Annotated in this window: 15 protein-coding genes and 1 tRNA gene; 6 read left to right on the top strand and 10 right to left on the bottom strand. The window is 66.6% G+C overall.

The annotated features are described in order from the left end of the window. Positions 1-415 precede the first annotated feature (415 nt). Entirely contained in the window at positions 416-2,038 is a 1,623-nt protein-coding gene (locus P8934_RS11845; RefSeq protein WP_278031219.1) for a hypothetical protein, read from the bottom strand. A 284-nt stretch (positions 2,039-2,322) separates the two neighbouring features. Here P8934_RS11845 and P8934_RS11840 point away from each other — a divergent pair, with 284 nt between their 5' ends. Continuing rightward, positions 2,323-2,682, top strand: coding sequence for a hypothetical protein (locus P8934_RS11840; RefSeq protein WP_278031218.1), 360 nt, complete (start codon positions 2,323-2,325; stop codon positions 2,680-2,682). A 112-nt stretch (positions 2,683-2,794) separates the two neighbouring features. On the opposite strand, the gene P8934_RS11835 is transcribed toward P8934_RS11840, so the two are convergent. Next, positions 2,795-3,397 carry a hypothetical protein gene (locus P8934_RS11835; protein ID WP_278031217.1) on the bottom strand — a complete coding sequence of 201 codons (603 nt, stop codon included), beginning with the start codon at positions 3,395-3,397 and terminating at the stop codon, positions 2,795-2,797. A 244-nt stretch (positions 3,398-3,641) separates the two neighbouring features. Next, positions 3,642-4,049: a hypothetical protein gene (locus P8934_RS11830; RefSeq protein ID WP_278031216.1), complete on the bottom strand. Its 408-nt coding sequence runs from the start codon at positions 4,047-4,049 to the stop codon at positions 3,642-3,644. Positions 4,050-4,242: 193 nt separating this feature from the next. Between P8934_RS11830 and P8934_RS11825 the strand changes: the two genes are divergently transcribed. Beyond that, a complete protein-coding gene (locus tag P8934_RS11825; RefSeq protein WP_278031215.1) occupies positions 4,243-4,881 on the top strand; it encodes a TetR/AcrR family transcriptional regulator in 639 nt (212 codons plus the stop codon). A gap of 67 nt (positions 4,882-4,948) precedes the next feature. Next, on the top strand, positions 4,949-5,932 hold the full coding sequence (locus P8934_RS11820; protein ID WP_106230381.1) for an MDR family oxidoreductase: 984 nt from the start codon (positions 4,949-4,951) through the stop codon (positions 5,930-5,932). Positions 5,933-6,033: 101 nt separating this feature from the next. On the opposite strand, the gene P8934_RS11815 is transcribed toward P8934_RS11820, so the two are convergent. The 5 genes from P8934_RS11815 to P8934_RS11795 all read right to left on the bottom strand — a co-directional run bounded on the left by P8934_RS11815 (position 6,034) and on the right by P8934_RS11795 (position 11,848). After that, the gene (locus P8934_RS11815) at positions 6,034-7,341 is read right to left on the bottom strand and encodes a carboxylate--amine ligase (RefSeq protein ID WP_278031214.1); all 1,308 of its coding nucleotides are present in this window, start codon (positions 7,339-7,341) and stop codon (positions 6,034-6,036) included. Positions 7,342-7,426: 85 nt separating this feature from the next. Continuing rightward, complete coding sequence (locus P8934_RS11810; protein WP_278031213.1) at positions 7,427-9,415, bottom strand: hypothetical protein; 1,989 nt, start codon at positions 9,413-9,415, stop codon at positions 7,427-7,429. Positions 9,416-9,493: 78 nt separating this feature from the next. Further along, entirely contained in the window at positions 9,494-10,495 is a 1,002-nt protein-coding gene (locus P8934_RS11805; protein ID WP_278031212.1) for an alpha/beta hydrolase, read from the bottom strand. Positions 10,496-10,533: 38 nt separating this feature from the next. Next, positions 10,534-10,836, bottom strand: a complete 303-nt coding sequence (locus P8934_RS11800; protein ID WP_278031211.1) for a winged helix-turn-helix domain-containing protein — start codon at positions 10,834-10,836, stop codon at positions 10,534-10,536. A 16-nt stretch (positions 10,837-10,852) separates the two neighbouring features. Continuing rightward, complete coding sequence (locus P8934_RS11795; protein WP_278031210.1) at positions 10,853-11,848, bottom strand: hypothetical protein; 996 nt, start codon at positions 11,846-11,848, stop codon at positions 10,853-10,855. A gap of 230 nt (positions 11,849-12,078) precedes the next feature. Between P8934_RS11795 and P8934_RS11790 the strand changes: the two genes are divergently transcribed. Beyond that, positions 12,079-13,383 (top strand): ATP-grasp domain-containing protein, encoded by a 1,305-nt coding sequence (locus P8934_RS11790; RefSeq protein ID WP_278031209.1) that lies wholly within the window; start codon positions 12,079-12,081, stop codon positions 13,381-13,383. 28 nt (positions 13,384-13,411) lie between these two features. Further along, on the top strand, positions 13,412-15,436 hold the full coding sequence (locus P8934_RS11785) for a CocE/NonD family hydrolase (protein WP_278031208.1): 2,025 nt from the start codon (positions 13,412-13,414) through the stop codon (positions 15,434-15,436). A 176-nt stretch (positions 15,437-15,612) separates the two neighbouring features. Here the strand turns inward: P8934_RS11785 and bioA are convergent, their stop codons facing one another. Next, on the bottom strand, positions 15,613-16,887 hold the full coding sequence (gene bioA / locus P8934_RS11780; protein ID WP_278031207.1) for an adenosylmethionine--8-amino-7-oxononanoate transaminase: 1,275 nt from the start codon (positions 16,885-16,887) through the stop codon (positions 15,613-15,615). Positions 16,888-17,070: 183 nt separating this feature from the next. On the opposite strand from bioA, the gene P8934_RS11775 reads away from it, so the two are divergent. Next, a tRNA-Leu gene (locus P8934_RS11775) sits at positions 17,071-17,155 on the top strand. Between the two features lie 550 nt (positions 17,156-17,705). On the opposite strand, the gene bioD is transcribed toward P8934_RS11775, so the two are convergent. Beyond that, positions 17,706-18,413, bottom strand: a complete 708-nt coding sequence (gene bioD / locus P8934_RS11770; protein WP_278031206.1) for a dethiobiotin synthase — start codon at positions 18,411-18,413, stop codon at positions 17,706-17,708. Position 18,414 lies beyond the last annotated feature (1 nt).

Genomic DNA, 18,414 nt, shown 5'->3' with positions numbered 1-18,414 from the left:
GAAAGATTGACATCTGAAATCAGCACCTGTCATTTCCGACGCCGGGTTCTGGGACACTTCTACTGTCGCCTTATCACGCAATCTTCCAGAAGGCAGCATCGACCAGAATGAAGTAGCTGGCTCGTCCACGTAGGACTGGCCCCAACCCTTCGATTAACCGTGGAATTTGACTCCCCTTCCCATGCTTCAGGATTTCACGGACACACGACATCAATCCTGACAACAGAGGGGGCTTGGCAACCTTGCTGTTTTCCTGCATGTACTGAATGAAGAAGGTGAGCTGCTCGGGGAGGAGTGATTTTCTTAATTGCTCTTTAAGTCGACACGTCCTTACGACGCCCGATAGCTCAAGCGTTATATTAGCTTTGATCAATCGTCCGCTTCTGGCCGAATCCGCCTGTCACGGCGTCGTCGGTTACCAGAAATGTTCCATCAGCAAAAGCAGGATGATCACAACGGCAATCAGGATCAGGGCATTGCGTAGCCAGCCGACCCCCCTGGCCAGGCGCGTAAGCCATACCGCGGCGCCGGATTGGGTCTCGACCGTTTCCCCCGTCCCTTCCGTCGTCGTCGGGTGCTCCGGCTGCCGCCAGCCTCTCAGCCAGCGGATAAGTTCTCTGGCGCTTGCGATCACCGCGGGCAGGTGGTTCAGCATGCCGACCACGGCCGTCAACAGCACGGCGAAATAGAACAGCAAGCCGATGCCCATCATGAGGGTCTCGCCCGACCGCCAGCCCGACGCTCCCTCCCCAAGGCCCAGCACGCCGAACCAGAGGGCCGCAATGAGCGCACTGATGGCCACCAGGGCCTCCTGGAGGTGGGAGAGCAGCCCGAGCAGCAGCAGGACGAGCCCCGCCATGGCCCGCCACCCGCGCCTGGCCTCTTCACCGAGCCACAGGCCGGCACGGCGCAAGGCCAACCCGAGGAAGGCAGGGAGGACGAGGAGGGCCACCACGCCCAGGGCCAGGACCAGCAGGTCACGCCCCTTGTCGAACTGCAGCCCCAGGATCAGCGGCAGGCTCACCGCACCGACCAGGGCAAGGCCCAGTCCGCTTGCGGAAGGCCATGGGGTGCGTGTGCCTTCCCGGTGGTCGCGCAGCGCGCCGAAGGCGGCGGCAACCAGCAGGATGCCGAGGTTGGCACCACCCCAGTGAAGGATCACACCTGAGGCTTCCACGACGGCGGCGATGGCCACGATGCCAACCACCCCGCGCCAGCTGTAGCGCCATCCTGCCAGCAGGGCCGCCAGGGGCAGGGCCAGGGCGCTGCCCAGGGGAGCGAACTGCTCGACCAGGGCAGCGTGCTCTCCTGTAAACATGACGAGGGTCTGCCAGAGCGGATACCCGCCCCACAGCAGCAGCAGGAGCGCGATGGTCGTCAACGGCCAGCGTGGGCCGAGGTTATCGGAAGCCCGCTCGATGACGAGGTCGTGCGCGTATCGCCCAGCATGGAAGAAGGCCAGGCCGGTCAGGAAGTCCGCGGGCGTATCGAGCGCATAGTGGAGCCGCGAGGGACTCTCGATCATCGCCAGGCCGATCCCGGCGGCGGTGGCCAGGGCCAGGGGCCCGAGCACCGCGAGGGGCGGGGCCCGTGCCCATCCCAGCAGGAACAGCAGGAAATGGAGCAGCGGGAGCAGGCTGACGATGACCACGACATCGAACCCGCTGTCGAGACCTTCCCTGGCGACCAACACGTGAACCGGCAGCAGGGCGAGAGCGGCGAGGAAGCCGAAACTCGAACGAAAGCGGCGAGCGAGCGGCGGCATCGGCCACCGAATCGCCATCAGCGTGGCCGCGGAAACCGAGGCCAGGAAGATGTCCAGGCGGGCGGGAAAGCCGCCGAGGGGCGTGAAGAGGCCGAAGGGGAGCAGCAGCCCGCCGACCACGACCATGCCGACGCCTCGCCAGCCATGGCGGTCACCGGCGAACACCGCCAAGGGTACGCAGGCGAGGGCGGCATGGAAGCCCAGGGTGTCGGTCAGTTGCACCTGGTACGAGAGCAGCAGGAAGGCCGGCAGCAGCCAGTAGGGGCTCGTCATCGCAGCATCTCCCAGGGCCCGGCCGGCGTGCTGCCGGAACGTCCTCGGAAGCCGGCAAGCGCTGCAAGGCGAGCGGCCGGGGGGCGCACCACCTCACGCCTTGTGATGCCGGCAGTTCATCGACGGCTGAAGGGCTCGAGGTTGCCGTAGGCACCCCGAAACTGACCAGGCTCGTCAGGAGAAATGTAATGTCAGAGGCGTCCCCCTGCCATAGGCGTGGTCGACGTTGACCGTTAGTCTGGATGCCTCAGTCATCCTCACCCTCCATCGACAGGGAGCTCGCCATGAGCAACGGACCCTACGGGCAAATCGCGTGTCGCTGCGGCACCGTAACGCTGCTTGTGTGCGGCTCACCCCTTGGCCGCGGGCAAGGTACGGGAGACGAGCCCGTCACCTTCTGGCCGCTGGAGGCCATCCAGGTCGGCGGGGGAGCCGATGAACTCGACATCGCGCCGGATGGCCGCGGCGTTGATGCCTGGGGATGCCGGCGATGCGACGAGTGCCTGCTGCATGCCCATGACGAGGCAGGCGTGGCAGTGCTGGCCGGTGACCTGGAGGATACCGATGACCTGTCGATGGCACTGACGTTATCGCAGCGACGCTGCCTCGAGGCGCTGGGCTATCGGGTCGTGGCGGGAGAGTAGCGGTTAACCCCATGGGCACCAGGTCTGGCAAGCTGACCCGGTGCGGGCGGCGCGCCGCGTCAGCTGTGGCCGGGGAAAGGGGGCGGTCCTCTGTTGGGGCTCCCTCGCATCCTCAAGCGTTCCAGGAGTTGCAGGTCACCGACGGGTTGAAGGGCTCGAGGTTGCCGTTGGGGTTGTCGCGGAACCAGACGTGCTGGTCGTAGTGCGGCTCGAAGTGGTGGGCTTCCTCGGCAGGGGTATCCGGGTCGTCGACCATGTAGTCCCAGCGGCGACCCGCGAGGGTCGGAGGTGCGCCATGGCCCGCGGCCTCCCAGGCCTTGCGGAACACCAGATTCTCGACCCCGACCAGCACCAGAGAGCCATCCGCCTGGGGCTCGTAGAGCAGGATGGCGGGGTTCATGAAGTCGGTGTGGGTACCGGTGCCGTCGACCCGGGGAGCGGTGACCGTGAGGCCGAGCAGGTCCGGGCGCAGGTAGTGGATGCCCATGCCGCCCAGCTCGGCAGGCAGGCCATGGGCCGCGGCACTCACGCACTCGCCGGAAGGGTCCGGCACATACCCCTCCGCGAGGGCTGCGTTCACATCCTCGAAGCGTACCGTGGCCGCCTTGATCGACGCGACCAGCGCCTCGACGTCATCGGCCTGGGCACTGCCGGCGGGCAGGCCGGCCGAGGCCAGCCCCGCGGCGATGACGCCACCCCACAGGATGCCGTGCATGGGTTTTTCCTCCAGGAAACGTTGTGTCATGCGCCTGCAGGCGTATGACACGACATGCGCCCCAATGCTCGCCGCAGGGGCGCGAATCGGCTTGGACCATCCCCCAAACTATAGCGTCGAGGCGAGCCGCGACCGGCTGATTTTGCCGTGATACCGAGGTAACAGGCGGCCTGAGCCGAGGGCACGAGCCAATTTCGGCGGGCGGGAGCGGAACGAGGGCAGCGAGAAACGCTTCTCGCCGGAATCAGTAGAGGCGGCGCCAGCCCTCGCGGAGGTGGCGGGTGGCGCTGCGCCAGAGGCCGGTCGGGGCGCTGGCAGGCGGGGGAGCCAGCGACACCAGAGCGTGCTGCAGGCCGACGAGGATGGCATCCAGATGACGATGGCAGAGGGTGCTGTCCAGCCCGCCCGGGCAGTGGCCGAGCAACTCCTCGCACTGGGTACAGGCGGCCTCCAGGGCGCGATGGGCCTCCTCATGGGCCACGGCCTCGTTGCGACAGGCTCTGAGATCGCGACACAGCATCCGCAGCATCCGGCCGTCGAGCCAGCAGGGCAGGCCGTCGCTCGCCTTGCCGGCCATGGAGTGCTTGATGGCCTGGAAGGAGACCTGCAGGAAGACGACGGTGGTGGTGATCCTGGGACGTTCGGGATTCATGTCGGCCAACCCGGCAACAGCCTGCTGATGAGAATAATTATCGATAGTAGGCGTGGCCAGCGGCGCCTGTCAATGTGGCGCAACGGGTGAGGCTGGCGGGAAGGGCCCGGCCGGTGGCGCTCGGATGGGTGCCGCGCAGGGGGCTGATCCTTGATGGACTTGAATTTATAGACGAGCGGTCTATATTTAAGGCATGACGCAGACGACCGCTTCTCCCAAGCCACGCCGTGGGCGACCCCCCAGGGTCTCCCGCGATGACCCGGATACCCGCGCGGCCCTGATCCGCAGTGGACTCGAGGTGCTGACCGAACAGGGCTTCACCGCATCCGGCATCGACGGCATCCTGCGACGCGTGGGGGTGCCCAAGGGCTCCTTCTACTACTATTTCGACAGCAAGGAGGCCTTCGGGCGCGCCGTCATGGAGCATTACGGCGCCTACTTTGCCAACAAGCTCGACCAGCACCTGCGGGACGGCTCACGCCCGCCCCTGGAGCGCCTCGCGGCCTTCGTCGCCGATGCCAGGGCCGGCATGGAACGTCACCACTTTCGCCGGGGTTGCCTGGTGGGCAACCTTGGCCAGGAGGCCGGTCGGCTGCCGGAAAGTTACCGGCAGTGGCTGCGGGCGACCCTCGCCGACTGGCAGCAGCGGGTGGCGCGATGCCTGCGCGAGGCCCAGGTGGCCGGTGAGCTCGGTGGCCAGGCGGATTGCGACAGGCTCGCCGAGGCCTTCTGGATCGGCTGGGAAGGGGCGGTGATGCGCGCCCGGCTGGAGGTGAGCGCCCATCCCCTGGAAACCTTCATCACGACGTACATGGAAGGGCTGCCCCGCTAGGCCGGGGTGTTTTCATGTTTTCACGTAGACGATCGGTCTATAAATGGACACATCAACGAGGTACACGATGTTCAAGGCAATCCTGATCGACAAGCAAGACGACGGCCAGCACGTGTCGCTGGAGGAGCTCGACGAGTCGCGACTCCCCGAGGGTGACGTCACGGTGCGAGTCGACTGCAGCACGCTCAACTACAAGGACGCCCTGGCCATCACCGGCAAGGGGCCGGTGGTGCGCGCCTTTCCCATGGTGCCGGGGATCGACCTGGCAGGCACGGTCGAGAGCTCGTCGACCGACGCCTACCGGCCCGGCGACGCCGTGCTGCTCAACGGCTGGGGCGTCGGCGAGAAGCACTGGGGTGGGCTGGCCGAGAAGGCCCGGCTGGACAGTCGCTGGCTGATCCCTCATCCCTCGGCCTTCAGTGCCCGGCAATCCATGGCCATCGGCACGGCTGGGTATACCGCCATGCTCTCGGTGATGGCGCTCGAGAAACAAGGCGTCACGCCGGACCAGGGCGATGTGCTGGTGACCGGCGCTAACGGCGGCGTCGGCAGCTACGCCATCGCGCTCCTGGCGCGGCTAGGCTATCGGGTCTTGGCCTCCACCGGGCGCCTGGAGGAAGCCGACTACCTCAAGGGGCTAGGGGCCCAGGAGGTGATCGACCGGGCGGAGCTCTCCGAACCGGGTCGCCCCTTGGCGAAGGAGCGCTGGGCGGCGGCCATCGACTCGGTGGGCAGCCACACCCTGGCCAACGTCCTTGCCGGGACCCGCTATGGCGGTACCGTCGCGGCCTGCGGCCTGGCCCAGGGCATGGACCTGCCGAGCAGTGTTGCCCCCTTCATCCTGAGAGGTGTGACCCTGGCGGGGATCGACAGCGTGATGCGCCCCTACGAAGATCGCGTCGAGGCCTGGCGCCGGCTCGGTGAGCTGCTGGCCCCCGACCAGCTCGACGCCATCACCCGCACGATCGGCCTGGAGGAGGCCATCGACACGGCGGGCGAGCTGCTCGCCGGTCGGGTGCGTGGGCGCGTGGTGGTCGACATGGCACGCTAGTCAGGCGATCGGATCGTGGATCGACATGCATGAAAAAGGCAGGGCGCAGGCCCTGCCCTTGCTCATTTACTGCCTCGAAAAGAGGCGGCTTCAAGGGGCTATCAGACGTAGAAGTCCAGCTCCTCCTGTGCCTTGAGCAGGTCCCGCATCCTGATCGGGTCGTCACCGAAGAAGAACACCAGGCCCCAGTGCGTGCCGAATGCCGAGCGGTCCGGCACCGTCTCCTCGGTGGGCGCCACCAGCTCGTGGGACTCGAAGTAGGGGTGCTCGATGGTCTCCTTGGGCATCTCCAGCTTGCTGACGACACGCCGCCGCGGGTAGACGCCGAAGCAGCCCGCATAGCCCTTGGCATCGACCACCTCGCGGGGGAAGAAGGCCTCGACCTCCTCCTTGGTGCTCTTGGGGTCGAAGACCAGCATCGATGCCTGGTAGGGGCTGAAGCCGTAGGCGCGCTCGATGAGCTCGAAGGCCTTGAAGCCGGGTGGGCGATAGGCGACCTCGCCGAAGTACATCTCGCCGTCCGCCGCCACGAAGTACTCGGGATGGATCAGGCCGAACCGGATGTCGAACGTCTTGATCAACTTCTCGATCTGCTTGGTGATGGCATCGCGCCAGCTCTCGAGCTCCCGGGTGGCCGGAACGAACACCGAATAGCCCAGGGTCACGTACTCGGAGATGTTGAGGAACTTGATCTTGCCATCATGGATCCAGGCCTCGACGGCAAACTCCCAGCCATCGAGGTGGCTTTCCATCAGCAAGGGATACTCTTCCGCCGGTATGCTGTCGATCTCGTCGATCTTGCGGATCATGCGGTGCCCGAGACAGCCGGCCTTGTCGAAGGCCTTGACGTGAATCGGGTCATCGGGGTCACCGTCGAGCTTGAGCAGCGTCTGGTTGACGCGCTTCATGAAGCGGATGATGTCATCCTTCTCGTGGGCTTCCTCGAAGATCCCCACGCGAATGCCGCCCAGCTGGGCACGGCGCTTCATCAGTGCCTTGTCGCGAAACAGGATGGACTGCCCGTACATGCGGGGGCTGTCCATGAGCACCGAGTTGATCGCACCCGACCATTCGACGGTTTCCTCGAACAGCGGAATGGCCACATCCACGCCTTCTTCCTTGAGCCGCTCCGCAATCTCCATGGAGCGGTCGTTCAGGCGCACGAAATCCCATTGAATGTACGGAATCTTGTTGGCTTCGCAGAAGTCGGCGGCCCAGTCCGGCGCCACCACCACATAGCGGCGGTCAAACTTCTGCGCGGCCTTGATGGCATTGACGCTCCAGCCCAGCAGCGCGATGTAGCCCTTGTTGGGGTCCTTGGGGGTTTCCGTTCCCTTGACCGAATCCAGTGTCGGGTCGGTCCAGCTTGAGACGTCCTTGGCGGCCGGGGTTTCCGATACGGTCGACATGTGCTGCTCTCCTTCTGCCTGTGGCAGGGTATTGACGCTCGATTTATTGCGTTCTTGTCGAGCTTAAGTGCCAGGCATCGTTGGGCTATCGCCCCGACGCCCAGCTATCGCGGGCCAGACCCATGGCCCGATACACTTCATCGTCTGGTACATCGGCCGGCTCACCCTTCTCGAGCGGGTCGTAGTGAAAGACGTAGAGTCGCGAGGTGAACTCGGCAACCGGTAGCGAGGCCTCACCGAAGCGTTCGCCATGGCCCTGGGTCGAGGTGACGATGTCCTGCCCCCAGTCCTGCCCACTGTCGTTGTTGGGGTTGAAGAAGTACACCCGCATGACCTGGCTGGGGTCGAGCGCCAGGCGCTGGATCGTGATCGCGTGCCAGCCGAGGAACCGCGTGGCGCTGTCGGTCACGGCAATGCCTGCCGGCTGCGGATTGATCACCGGAATGTTGCCGTTGTAGAAGGGGTGATAGGCGGCATAGAAGTCACGGATAAACCCCTCGAAGTCCTTCAGGCCGCCGGTAAACACATCGACCGCGATGCGGAAGCCATGGCCCACATGATCACCATGGAATTCGGCATTGACCCACTTGTGGGGATCCTCGCCGCGCCCGGCGCTGCGGCGACCCATCTCGAAGTAGATGCGATCGAGGTGCGGCACGGTGAGCAGGGAGACAGCGTCCACATCCACGGGAGGCTCGGCGGCCAGGCCCGCGCCAAGGTCGCGGGAGGAAATGCTGTGACCTTCGAAGCGCATCACGATCTCGTCATCTCGCGCCGCCCAGGCGACGACCCGGAGCAGGTCGGCCGGTGTGTTGAAGGCCCACATGGACAGGGCGCGTGTCGACTGGCAGGTGGGGTAATTCCCCTGACCCACGCCCAGCGGGCGGCCGAGCACATTGAGAACGTCGGCGAGCAGAAAGCATTCCGGCGAGCGACGATCCCCGAAGACAGCAGTGACCTTCTCTGCCGCGGCATCGCACAGCGTCATTCTCAGCTGTCGCCATAGCGACGGTGCCACCGGCGGCGAGTAGAGGATGCCGCGTTCGAGCATCATGGCAAGACCGTAGGCGGCCTGGCTGGTCTCGGCAAACAGGGCCTCATCGATCAGGGTGTGGATCAGCGCCGGGTAGCAGTGAAAGGCGTCGGCTCCCGTATAACTCAGGCCCAGTGCCGTGGGGATCAGTGCATTCCAGCGCCCGCGCAGGTAACGGATGAACCCCGGCATGTAGGGCGAGACCAGGCCGGTGCTGTGCATGGCCTGGGCAAAGGCAATGGCCTCCTGCAGCAGGGCCGCGTCGTCCATGCTCGCCAGTCGCTCGGCATACGTCTCGAAGCCGGGGTCTTCGCGGCAGCCCTCGGTGGGGCTGAACACGGCGTTGATCAGTTGCAGGGCGTCGTCCCCGACCTCGCCGGCCATGGCATTTGGGTCGTGCAGGCAGGTGGCGATCTGGGTCACCATCTGTTTCACGCCCTCCACCTGGACCGGGCGTTGCGCCAGGATGCGCCAGACCTCGGCCACCAGATGCTCCAGCAGGTTCTCGTACCCCAGGTGCCGCAGCAGGTAGCGATACAGGGCCTGGACGGCGTACCCGAGCCGGTCCGGACGTAGCCGGTCGCCCTCGTGCAGGTCGCCGACCACGAGATCGAGGTTCATGGCCATCACCTGGGCGAGAAAGTGATGCGCATGCTCCGCCGAGAGGGAAGGGTGGGAATAGTCGCCCTTGGCGACGGCCAGCAGGCGAATCTGGCTCAGACTCTCGACCAGGGTGGCGACCGGGTCACCATGACGCACGGTACGCACGGCGAGGGATGGCACCAGTGTCTGGGGGTAGTCCCAGTCGCTGCCGCCGAAGAACCCGGCGGCCTCGATCGCCGGCACACGCGCATACAGGACCTCGAGCCCTTGGTCGTTGAACATCAGGGGGCGTGCCGCCTCGATGACCTCGAAGACGGGAGACACTCCGGCAATGGCATTGGCGGCGGCGAGCCGTGCGATGGCGGCATCAAGCTGCATCACCCGCTCGCTCGACCCGTCGTCGTCGTGGTGGGCGGATTCGTCAGTCTCTTCGCTCATGTACCCAAGGTCCGCCCTGTCCCGAGTGATGTCAATCACATTCGGGCACGCCAGGCGCAGAAGCCGACGTCGCCCGGCTCAGTCGCAGAGGGTGTCGCGCGCCTGGTCTCGGGTCCGCTCGTGGCCGGAGGGCAGGGGAGCCGCGGGGTCGGCGAGCCAGGCCGCAATGTCCGCCTCGGTCCGCTCGCGCTTCGTGTAGCGGGTGAGCATATGGTAGCCCTGTGGGTAGAGCGCCAGGCGAATGCCCTCCTTCTCGGGCAGTCGTGCGAGCAGGGCGCAGATCGCCTCCGGTGGAATGATGTGGTCCTCGGTGCCATAGAGGATCAGTGCCGGGGCAGGCAGCCATCGGGCGGCCTCCAGGCTCGCGTCCATGGCCAGGCTCACGCCGTGCAGGGTATCGACCCGCGCGCGGCGCAGGATGAGCGGATCCTCGGCCAGCTGGCGCTTCATCTCGGGGTCGTCGGTGGGCTCGATGCCGAGGTGCTGGACCGTGCTCGAGGTGAAGCTCAGCGCAGGGAAGAGGCGCACGCCGAGCCACAGGCCCAGGCGCTGGTACCAGGGCATGGCCTCGAAGCCCCACACCGCCGGCGCGATCAGCACGCTGCCCGCCACCGGCGGCGGGGTGTCGCTGTTCAGGGCGAGGATCGCCACGGCACCGCCCATGCTGTGGCCGACCAGGTAGAGCGGGGTCTCGGGATGGCGTTCGCTCAGCAGGTCGGCGAGCAGGGTGACGTCGTCGGCCAGCCGCTCGTGGCCGGGCCAGAGGCGCCGCTGGGCGGTGGTGCCGAAGCCGCGCTGGTCATGGGCATAGAGGGTGATGCCGCGGGGTGCCAGGGCCTCGGCGAGGACCTGGAAGGTGCCGCCATGTTCGTTGAAGCCGTGGATGCCGAGCACGATGGCTTGCGGTTCGCCCTCGGCAGGCCAGTGGCGTAACGGCAGCCGGTAGCCATCCTCGGCGATCACCTGGCCCGCCGCCAGCCGCGCCTCGCCGCCGCCCGGCCCTGGCGACTGGCGGACGGCTCCCGCGCCGCAGCCGGCCAGCAGGAGCAGGATAACCAGCGTTGCACGCCGTCGGGCCATCCCGGTCGTCAACCGAGCCCGAGCCTTCACCCTTCCCCTCACGGTTGATGCGGATAGCCCAGGGCGACGCGTAGCCGTTCGACGTGGGCCGCCACCCACACCGGGTCGATCGGGCCCCAGTCGCGGATCACGTAGGCGCCGATGTTGTGGCGCTCGCCGGCCTGGTGCTCGAACTCGCAGAGGATGTCCAGCTCGCCCAGCGCTCCCAGCGTGTCCTGGGCGGTGCGCCGGGGCATTCCGGTGGCGGCGGTGATGGCCGGCACGCTGGCGGTGCCGTTGGCCACCAGATGGGCCACGTAGAGGCGGCGATAGAAGCTGGTGCGGGTCTTGCTCAGGGTCATGTGGGCATCCTTCGCGCTACAGGGTGACGCGGTCGATATGGCGGCGGAAGTACATCTCCAGGCGCAGGGTCAGCGCCCAGCGCGGGTCGCGGTCGGCCTCCCGGGGGAAATGCAGCGAGGGGGCGACGTCCAGGAAGGTGAAGCCCTTGTGGACGTCACGGCGAAAGCGCACCTCGAGGTAGCTGTCCTCGATGACGGGGCGGGAACCACTTTCACCGATCACGCCGCCGGAGGTGCGCAGCACGCTGCGGCGGTTGAGGCGGCGGTTGAGTTCCACCGCCTGGCTGAACTCGAGGTGGCCGACCTCCTCGCGCCACTGGGCGTTGGTGAGAAAGCGCAGGTGGCGCTGCTCATCCAGCGGCCTGCCCAGGTCCCAGCGGGTGCGGGCGGAGTAGCCGTCGCCGTTGAACCAGGAGAGGCGATTGTCGCTGTGCAACTGCCAGGGGCCGTCCTGCAGGGTCCAGAGCCGCTGGCTGGTCAGTCGTAGGTAGAGTTCCAGCGGCAGGCGCAGCTTGATGCCGGCGCCGACCCGGGTGTTCCAGTGGCGGGACTTGTCCTTGTCGCCGAGGCGGTTCAGGCCCACCAGCAGGTCGCCGAGGCTGTCAGCGCGGTCATCGGTCAGTGCCGACTCCCGTTCCGCCAGGGTGCCGCGGGTCTCGTCGGGCTCACTCTCGATGATCAATCGCAGCCGCTCTTCGGTGGTGGGCAGGTCGAGGCGGAAACGGGCGCCCAGGTCCTGGTCGAAAGGTTCGCCCTCGCGCCAGTCCCACTCCTGGCTGAGGCGCAGGTAGGAGTCGGTATTCACGGTCAGCGCATCGGTGGTGCCGAAGAAGCCGTCGATGCCGCGGGAGGTGCTCTCCACCCAGCGCGAGAGGCGCGCATGGAAGGGCCCGATCTGCTTCTCGGCCCACGCCGGCAGATCGCTGTCATCGTCGACCGCCGGGGTGTTGGCATGGGCGGCGAGGCCGAGGGTGACCAGCCACATGGCCACCAGTGTGCGCAAACCCTTCATTTCCGAATCCCTTGCCCTTTTTCGGGGAAGTCTACCGGCTTCTCCATCCTCGGCACCATCATCGTGCGCCGACAGGGCTCGTCGTGTCGGGTGCGGAAGTTCGTCGGGACTACATTGACCAATATCAAGGCAGGCTGACAGATAGCTGCCATCCTTAAGGACGTGGGGAGTTGCTGGGACATGCCGGCATTGTCCGCGCCATCCGTAGTGGGCATGTCGGAGGAGGTCTCATGAGCTGGAATGTCTTCATCATCGGCCACGATGCGCTGAGCAAGCGGATGCTGCCGAACCTGCGCCACGTCGAGGACTATGCCTTCCACGAGCTGCTGTCGCTCGACGAGGTGGTGCACGCCGAGGAGTATCCCTTCGCGCGACTGGTGGATGATGCCCTCGCCCAGCTCGAGCGCTTCCCCGGCCCGGTAGACGCCATCGTGGGGTACTGGGACTTCCCCACCAGCGGGCTGCTGCCGGTCCTGCGCCGGGAGCGGGGCTTGCCCGGGCCGTCGCTTGAGGCCTTCCTCAAGTGCGAGCACAAGTACTGGAGCCGCCTGGAGCAGGCCCGGGTCGTGCCGGAGTGCGTGCCGGACTTCCAGGCGCTCGACCCCTTCGACGAGCGCGCCGTCGAGGCGGTCGAGATCGACTACCCGTTCTGGATCAAGCCGGTGAAGGCCCACTCCTCACATCTTGGCTTTCGCATCGAGAATGCTGACCAACTGCGTGAGGTGTTGCCGGTGATCCGTCGGGGGATCGGACGCTTCGGCCGGCCCTTCGACGAGATCACTGCCCTGGCCGAGCTGCCCGCGGAGGTGGCGGCGGTCACCGGGCATCACTGCATCGCCGAGGCGATCATCTCCTCCGGTCGCCAGTGCACCCTGGAGGGCTACGTCCAGAACGGAGAGGTCCACCTGGTGGGCCTCGTCGACAGCCTGCGCGACGCCACGCACCCCTCCGTGCTGCTGCGCTACGAGTACCCCTCCTCGCTGCCCGATGCGATGCAGGAGAGGATGCTGGCGACCACCCGGCGCTTCCTGGCGCGGATCGGCTACGACGACGCGCCGTTCAACATCGAGTTCTTCCTCGACGAGCAGGCCGACCGCATCTGGCTGCTGGAGATCAATGCCCGCATCTCGCGCTCCCATGCGGCGATCTTCCAGCTGGTCGACGGGGCGCCGCACTTCCAGGTGATGGTGGACGTGGCGCTGGGAATCCCGCCGCGCATGCCGCACCGCGAGGGCCGCTATCCCGTTGCCGCCAAGCAGATGCTGCGGGTCTTCGAGGATGGCTGGGTGCGCCGGGTGCCGTCGGACGAGGAGATCCGCCGCGTCGAGGCAGCATTCCCAGGCACCCTGGTGCATCTCAACGTGCACGAGGGCATGCGCCTCTCGGATCTCAAGCACCAGGACTCCTTCTCCTGGGAGCTCGGCGTGTTGTTCACCGGGGCCGAGACCCGCGAGGCGCTGACGGAGCGGATCGAGCAGTGCCGGCGGATGCTGCCCTTCGAGATCGAACCGCTCGCCTCGCAGGCGCCGGTTTGAGCCATCACCGTCCCTGAAGGAGGCCGCCATGCGTGTCGTGACCGACTTTCCCCACCCGGTCGAGTGCCATGATCCCGTCTGGATTCCCATGGACGACGGGGTCGAGCTCTGTGCCCGGCTCTGGCTGCCCCAGGGCGCCGAAGAGGCCCCGGTGCCGGCCATCCTCGAGTACATCCCCTACCGGCTGCGCGATGGCTCCGCGCGGCGCGATGTCATGCACCACCACTACTTTGCCGGGTACGGCTATGCCGCGCTGCGGGTCGATATCCGTGGCAGCGGCGACTCCGGCGGCGTGCTGACCGACGAGTACCTGGAGCAGGAGCTGGTGGACGGCGAGGCGATCCTGCGCTGGATCGCCGCCCAGCCCTGGTGCGACGGCAAGGTCGGCATGATCGGCATCTCCTGGGGCGGCTTCAACGGCCTGCAACTGGCCGCCCGGCGGCCCCCCGAGCTGCGCGCGGTGGTCAGCGTCTGCTCCACGGACGACCGCTACGCGGACGACGTGCACTACATGGGGGGCTGCCTGCTGGGAGACAACCTCTCCTGGGCCTCCACCATGTTCGCCTACAACTCGCTGCCGCCGGACCCCGGCGTGGTTGGCGAGGCCTGGCGCGACATCTGGCACCAGCGACTCGAGGGCAGCGGCCTGTGGCTCGCGACCTGGCTTGCGCATCCGTACCGGGACGCCTATTGGCAGCACGGTTCCATCTGCGAGGACTTCTCTCGGGTCCAGGTGCCGGTGCTGGCCGCCAGCGGCTGGGCGGACGGCTACTCCAACGCGGTCAAGCGGCTGGTGGCGAACCTGCCCGATCGCTGCAAGGGGCTGATCGGCCCCTGGAGCCACAAGTATCCCCACCTGGGGGAACCGGGCCCGGCCATCGGCTTCCTGCAGGAGTGCCTGCGCTGGTGGGACCAGTGGCTGAAGGGCGTGGACAGGGGCGTGGAGCAGGATCCCGTGCTCCGCGTGTGGATGCAGGACAGCATGCCGCCGACCACTCGCTACGGCTGCCGACCGGGCCGCTGGGTGGCGGAGCCCAGCTGGCCATCGCCCAATATCCACCACTGGCGTCTGCCGCTGGCGCCGGGGCGGTTGGCCCTGGACGGAGCGCGCAGCGAGGAGGAGAGTGCCCTCACGGTGCAGTCGCCGCTGACCTGCGGCCTGTTCGCCGGCAAGTGGTGTTCCTATGCCGCCGGCCCCGACCTGGCCCATGACCAGCGCGAGGAGGACGGCGGCGCCATGACCTTCGACACGCCACCGCTCGAGGAGGCCCTGGAGATGATGGGGGCGCCGGAGCTGGAACTGGAGCTGGCTGCCGACCGGCCCGTGGCCATGGTGGCGGTGCGCCTCTCCGACGTGGCGCCCGACGACAAGGCCACCCGGGTGACCTATGGCCTGCTCAACCTGACCCACCGCGAGAGCCACGAGGCGCCGACCCCCCTGGAGCCGGGGCGCCGCTACCGGGTACGCGTGCAGCTCAACGACGTGGCCCAGGTGTTTCCCCGCGGCCACCGACTGAGGCTCTCGCTATCCACCTCCTACTGGCCGCTGGCCTGGGCGCCTCCCGAGCCCGTGCGCCTGACGGTCTTCGACAGGGAGAGCGCGCTGCACCTGCCGGTGCGGCCGCCGCGCGACGAGGATGACCGCCTGGCCCCGTTCGCCGAGGCCGAGGCCGCCCCGTCCATCGCCACCACGCGACTCGAGCCCGGCCACCATAACTGGTACGTGCATCGCGACCTCGCCGAGGATGTCTCGACCCTCGAGGTGATCAACGACAATGGCCGGATCCGCCTGGAGGATAGCGGCATCGAGGTGGCGACCCGCGCGGTGGAGACCTATCGCTCCCGGGACGACGACGTCGACTCCCTGGAGGGCACGACCCTCTGGGAGCGCGCCTTGAAGCGGGATGACTGGGAGGTCAGCACGGTGACCCGTACCGTGCTGACCTCGACGTCAGGGGAGTTCCGGCTGCATGCCACCCTGGATGCCTACGAGGGCGAGCGGCGTGTCTGCAGTCGCAACTGGGATCTCGCCATCCCGCGCCGGCTGGTTTAGGAGCCTGTCGGACTTAACGCTAATCTACTGCGAAATCCGGTTTTTCGGCCAACTTCATGCGATCTGCTTCGTTAAATAGCGTGCTATTCGCCTCAACAGATCGATAAACTTGTCTCGAAACCCGAATCTCTCGCTACGATCGGTCAAGCCCGACAGGCTCCTAGCCTTCTGCGTGATCAGCGTGCCAGGAACCAGCCCTTCATGACGTCGGTGATGCGCCGCAGGTCGGCCTCGGAGGTGATGTAGGCCGGCATGGTGTAGAGCCAGCGGCCGATGGGGCGCAGCCAGATCCCCTGCTCGCGGGCCCAGCCGGCCACCCCGGCAAGGTCAGAGGTGTCATGGGCCTCGATCACCGCGGTGGCCCCCAGCACTCGAATGTCCGCTACCGCCGGGTGCGCGGCCAGCACCTCGTCATCCAGCAGCGCCTCGCGCAGCACACGGTTGAGCGCGGCGATCCTGCCGAGGTAATCCTCCTCCTCGAACACCGCCAGGCTCTCCAGCGCCACCCGGCAGGCCAGCGGGTTGCCCATGAAGGTGGGGCCGTGCATAAAGGCGTGCTCGGGGGAGTCCCCCACGAAGGCGTCATGCACCCGGTCGGTGGCGAGTGTCGCCGCATGGCCGAGATACCCCCCGGTGAGCCCCTTGGAGAGCACCATGATATCGGGCGTGACGTCGGCATGGTCGGCGGCGAACATCCGTCCGGTGCGGCCAAAGCCGGTGGCGACCTCGTCGAACACCAGCAGCACGTCGAACTCGTCGCACAGCGCACGGGCGCCTCGCAGGTAGTGGGGCGAGGTCATGTTGAGGCCGCCGGCGGCCTGCAGCAGCGGTTCCATCAGGAGTGCGGCGATCTCGTGGTGGTGGCGCTCGAGCACCTCGCGCAGGGCGTCGAGGTCCGACGACACCGCCTCGGGCTCGGCATCGAAGGGGGCGGTGGGTGCCGGGGCGAAAGGGTGGCGGGGCAGGTAGCCGGCGAACAGCGAGTGCATGCCCTCCTCGGGGTCGCAGACCGCCATGCAGCCGGCGGTGTCACCATGGTAGGCCTTCATCAGCGAGAGCAGGCGGTGCTTGCCGGGATTGCCGCGCAGCTGGTGGTACTGCACGGCCATCTTCATCGCGACTTCCATGCCCACCGAGCCGCTGTCCGAGTAGAAGACGTGGTTCAGCCCTTCGGGAGTGATGCGCACCAGCTCACGGGCCAGGCGGTCGGCGGGTTCGTGGGTCAGTCCACCGAGCATCACGTGGCACAGCTCGCCGGCCTGCTCGCGGATCGCCGCCACCAGCCGCGGATGGGCGTAGCCGTGGATCATGCACCACCAGGAGCAGGTGGCGTCGAGCAGCGTCTCGCCGCCTTCCAGGGTGAAGCGCGGCCCCTCGCCGCCGACCACCTTGGGCGCCGGGCGCTGGGTCTTGAGATGGGCATAGGGGTGCCAGACGGGGGATGAGGACATCAAGAGTCTCCATTCCTGTTGTGGTGATTCGTGGAAAAATTGCCCGTTGTAAGCTAGCTGGTGGAATTCGGGTTTACTGAAGATTTGGATATCTATTTGCTAGCGTTGTGGGCTTATCGGTCTTGCGGTCTTTTGCGCTCGCTGGCAAGATATTGCTCCTGCTGAGGTGGCCATACCTCGAATGCGTCGGTGGTGGAATTGGTAGACACGCGAGGTTTAGGTCCTCGTGCCTCCGGGTGTGTGGGTTCGAGTCCCACCCGACGCACCATTCAAGCTCTTGCTCTTGCCCCACGTCCTAGTTTGTTGATGACAGTTGGGGCATAGAAATCGCAAGTTCTCCCTTCTATTGTCGTTATTGATTCCATTGATGTGATCAATGTGAAGAGTGAGCGGACATCCCATCCAGAAGGGGGGATGACCGTTCGCACAGCGGTACTCAAACCCTTCTTCGATCATCAATCGTCGAAGCACTTTCGCCTGAGAAGCCCCAGAAAAATTTACGATGAAGACATCTTCGGGTAGATAGGCTGCACGCTGCGACTGTGCTCGAATGATTTCATTGGTGTGCTTTGTTTGGCCCGTGCGCCACCCCCTGCCAGTAAAATGATCCGTTGATAGGCCATGGTGCCTAACCATGGACTGGATATGGCGGTAATTGCCCCCAGTAGGTTTCAAGCCAAGCGAAATCAATAGTTTGGCCCAGGATTGTGCGTTGGCCACGAGAGGAGCAAGTCTATCTCGCGTGTACTTTGATGAGCGTCCCATGTATTCATCATCTTCTACCGGCGGATACGGTAAAGTTAGCCAAAGCTGTATTTTTATCCAGAATTGGCTGCCGGCAGCTCCAGATGGTCCGCGGCGGCCGCGGCCATGGCCGCGGGAGACTCCGCCGCCAGCCGCGGCACCACGCCCAGGCAGGGGGCGGGTAGCGTGGCCGCGAGGGTCGTCAGGTTCTCGCGGTAGAGGGCGTCGTCCTCGGCGAAAGCGGTGTTCACCAGGCTGCCGACCCAGCCCGCCAGGCGCAGGCCGTCTGCCCGGATCGCATCACAGGTGAGCCGAGCATGGCTGATGCAGCCCAGGCGGAGGCCCACCACCAGGATCACCGGCAGCCCGAGCCGTACCGCCAGGTCGGCGAGGTCCTCGTCGCCGTTGAGGGGGACTCGCCAGCCGCCGGCGCCCTCGACCAGGCTCAGGTCGCGCTGCTCGGCCAGCAGCGGGCGGGCATGGTCGACCAGGGCATCGAGGGCCAGCCTTACGCCGGCTCGGCGGGCGGCCAGGTGCGGGGCGATGGCCGGGGCGAAGGCGAAGGGGTTGATCGTCGCGTAGGGCAGCGGAGGCCGGGTCTGGGCCTGGAGGGCCAGGGCATCGGCATTGCGCAGGCCCTGGGGCGTGGCCTCGCAGCCCGAGGCCACGGGCTTGAGTCCCAGGGTGGTCAGGCCGCGACGGCGCGCCAGGGTCAGCAGACCGCTGGTGACCAAGGTCTTGCCGGCGTCGGTGTCGGTACCGGTGACGAAGAAGGCGCTCATC

The sequence above is a fragment of the Halomonas sp. CKK8 genome (genome assembly GCF_029625235.1).
Taxonomy (GTDB): domain Bacteria; phylum Pseudomonadota; class Gammaproteobacteria; order Pseudomonadales; family Halomonadaceae; genus Halomonas; species Halomonas ventosae.
This window is presented reverse-complemented; position numbering and strand designations above follow the sequence as displayed.

Coding starts and splice junctions, on each gene's coding strand:
- P8934_RS11840 (WP_278031218.1), top strand. CDS start 2,323: ATGAGCAACGGACCCTACGGGCAAATCGCGTGTCGCTGCGGCACCGTA.
- P8934_RS11785 (WP_278031208.1), top strand. CDS start 13,412: ATGCGTGTCGTGACCGACTTTCCCCACCCGGTCGAGTGCCATGATCCC.
- P8934_RS11795 (WP_278031210.1), bottom strand. CDS start 11,848: ATGAAGGGTTTGCGCACACTGGTGGCCATGTGGCTGGTCACCCTCGGC.
- P8934_RS11810 (WP_278031213.1), bottom strand. CDS start 9,415: ATGAGCGAAGAGACTGACGAATCCGCCCACCACGACGACGACGGGTCG.
- P8934_RS11790 (WP_278031209.1), top strand. CDS start 12,079: ATGAGCTGGAATGTCTTCATCATCGGCCACGATGCGCTGAGCAAGCGG.
- bioA (WP_278031207.1), bottom strand. CDS start 16,887: ATGTCCTCATCCCCCGTCTGGCACCCCTATGCCCATCTCAAGACCCAG.
- P8934_RS11820 (WP_106230381.1), top strand. CDS start 4,949: ATGTTCAAGGCAATCCTGATCGACAAGCAAGACGACGGCCAGCACGTG.
- P8934_RS11825 (WP_278031215.1), top strand. CDS start 4,243: ATGACGCAGACGACCGCTTCTCCCAAGCCACGCCGTGGGCGACCCCCC.
- P8934_RS11815 (WP_278031214.1), bottom strand. CDS start 7,341: ATGTCGACCGTATCGGAAACCCCGGCCGCCAAGGACGTCTCAAGCTGG.
- P8934_RS11830 (WP_278031216.1), bottom strand. CDS start 4,049: ATGAATCCCGAACGTCCCAGGATCACCACCACCGTCGTCTTCCTGCAG.
- P8934_RS11805 (WP_278031212.1), bottom strand. CDS start 10,495: ATGGCCCGACGGCGTGCAACGCTGGTTATCCTGCTCCTGCTGGCCGGC.
- P8934_RS11845 (WP_278031219.1), bottom strand. CDS start 2,038: ATGACGAGCCCCTACTGGCTGCTGCCGGCCTTCCTGCTGCTCTCGTAC.
- P8934_RS11835 (WP_278031217.1), bottom strand. CDS start 3,397: ATGCACGGCATCCTGTGGGGTGGCGTCATCGCCGCGGGGCTGGCCTCG.
- bioD (WP_278031206.1), bottom strand. CDS start 18,413: ATGAGCGCCTTCTTCGTCACCGGTACCGACACCGACGCCGGCAAGACC.
- P8934_RS11800 (WP_278031211.1), bottom strand. CDS start 10,836: ATGACCCTGAGCAAGACCCGCACCAGCTTCTATCGCCGCCTCTACGTG.